The organism is Parabacteroides massiliensis (assembly GCF_900155425.1).
Lineage (GTDB): Bacteria > Bacteroidota > Bacteroidia > Bacteroidales > Tannerellaceae > Parabacteroides > Parabacteroides massiliensis.
The window spans coordinates 1-1,772 of record NZ_LT700202.1; the positions used below are offsets into that span (position 1 = coordinate 1).

2 protein-coding genes are annotated in these 1,772 nt (G+C 51.8%); both read left to right on the forward strand.

What is annotated here, in order from left to right:
* Positions 1-335 (forward strand): phage protein Gp36 family protein (locus tag BQ9893_RS20900; RefSeq protein WP_075967831.1); only part of this gene is annotated, 335 nt, incomplete at its 5' end.
* A gap of 4 nt (positions 336-339) precedes the next feature.
* The gene (locus tag BQ9893_RS20905) at positions 340-1,680 is read left to right on the forward strand and encodes a phage portal protein family protein (protein ID WP_075967832.1); all 1,341 of its coding nucleotides are present in this window, start codon (positions 340-342) and stop codon (positions 1,678-1,680) included.
* The last annotated feature ends 92 nt before the right edge of the window (positions 1,681-1,772 follow it).

Here is a 1,772-nt window from a genome sequence, read left to right on the forward strand (position 1 = left end):
CCAATGCAGAAGCGGAAGCCCGGGAAGAAATTGCCGGTTATCTACGGCCGAAATACGACTGTACGGCCATTTTCTCTGCACAGGATGAACACCGGAACCGGCTCATTGTCATGTACACCTGCGACATCGCACTCTATCACATGAGCGCATCAATGCCGCAGAAAATGGGAAGCGAGGTACGAAAGGAACGCTACGAACGTGCCGTCAAATGGCTTGAAGGCGTACAGGCCGGCAAAATTGTCCCCGACTTGCCACCGGCTGTCGGAGAGGATGGGCTGCCGTCCGGTAATTCATTTGTTTACAGCTGCCAGAAGCAGCTTCATCATAACTGGTAGGACTATGGATATTAAAGATTTTTTCAGCGGTATGTTTTCTGGTAAACCGAAAAACGTACTGCAAACACCATACGGCAATTTCAATCTGGCCAAGGGGAAAGACATCAAGCAGGTGCAGAAAATGGTCATCGACCTGCAACGCACCACCGATGCACTCACCCGGAAGGACATCAAGAACTGGCGCGATGCCTGGCAGTATGCCATCAATGTAGACAACCCCAGCCGCCAGCGCCTGTACGACATCTACCGGGACGCGGAAATAGACCTTCACCTCTCCGGATGCGTGGAGCAGCGCAGAGGTTTTGTCATGGCACGTTCGTTCAAAATCGTGGATATGAAAGGGGATGAGAACGAGGAAGCGGTTCATTTCTTTGACCAGTCCTGGTTCAAGCAGCTCATGCGCTATGCCCTTGATTCAATCTACTGGGGACATTCGCTCATCGAACTAGGCGACCTATGCACCGATGGGGACGGCTGTATCTGCTATTCGGATGTAAAACTTATTCCGCGCAAGCATGTCATCCCTGAGTACGGGCGTGTAATCACCGACCTCGGGCAGGACTGGACTACAGGTATAGACTACCGCCAGCCGCCTTTTTCTGACTGGCTCATTGAGGCCGGCAGATTGGACGACCTCGGGCTGTATCTCAAGGCTGCCTCACAAACTATCCCCAAAAAGAATATGCTGGCCTTTTGGGACACCTTCGGGGAAATATTCGGGATGCCCATGCGTATCGCACGTACCACCTCGCGCGACCAGAAAGAAATCGACCGCCTTGACAAGATGCTGCGTGAAGCCGGAACCGCCCTCTCCATGGTGGCAGGCATGGAAACCGAAATCGAATTTGTGGAAAGCGGCAAGGGGGACGCGTTCAATGTCTATGACAAGCGCATCGACCGTGCCAATTCCGAACTGTCAAAACTCATCATCGGCCAGACCATGACCATCGAGGACGGAAGCAGCCTATCACAGTCGGAAACGCACCTTGAAGTGTTCCAGAACCTCGTGGAAAGCGACTGTGATATGCTGCGGGATATAGTGAACAACCAGCTCATTCCGCGCATGGTGCGCCACGGGTTCCCTGTTAAAGGGCTGCGCTTCGATTGGGACTACTCCATTGACTACACGCCCGAACAACAGAAGGCCTACGAGGAAATGGTGCTGCAGCACTACAAGGTAAAGCCCCAGTACTTCGAGGAAAAATACGGCATCCCGTGCGAGGAGAAGGAAACACCGGAACCCTCCGTTCCGGCAGATCCGAGAAAGAATGGTAAAAAAACGGCAGAAACCCTATCCCGTTTTTTCGACTGGAGGGTGTGTCAAAACAGAAATGACAACTTCTAAAAGTTACAGATTGTAACGTATAACACTTAAAAGGGTCGTATCAAGCTCTGTATGGAGTAATGATACGACCCTTTTGGGGATCTTTTAGGATG

Excerpts from the sequence above, each read along its gene's own strand:
- BQ9893_RS20905 (WP_075967832.1), top strand. The coding sequence starts at position 340 with ATGGATATTAAAGATTTTTTCAGCGGTATGTTTTCTGGTAAACCGAAA.